This is a genomic window from Pseudoalteromonas sp. RB2-MNA-CIBAN-0110, from assembly GCF_040309305.1.
GTDB lineage: Bacteria > Pseudomonadota > Gammaproteobacteria > Enterobacterales > Alteromonadaceae > Pseudoalteromonas > Pseudoalteromonas arctica.
Window position 1 is genome coordinate 1 of sequence record NZ_JBEOOQ010000297.1, and the last position, 244, is coordinate 244.

Below are 244 nucleotides of genomic sequence, written 5' to 3' on the forward strand. Positions count from 1 at the left end.
GTTTTATCAACACCAGTTAAAGCACCATAGTAATTCTGCCGCTGTTATTGAATACGTTAAAGGCCGGGGCTTAAGCGGCGAAATAGTTAAAAAGTTCATGATAGGTTATGCACCAAGTGAATGGGATGGTTTGTGCCTACAACTTGGCCGTAACAAAGAACAAAAAGAGCAATTGGTAGAGCTAAAACTCGCCTCAGAAAAAACACCTGGCAGACAGTTTGACTTTTTTCGCGATCGATTAATG

At 41.0% G+C, this 244-nt stretch carries 1 pseudogene; it reads left to right on the plus strand.

The window, feature by feature from the left end:
- Window positions 1-244, plus strand: a pseudogene (gene dnaG / locus AAEY68_RS21560) (DNA primase); the annotation flags it as partial.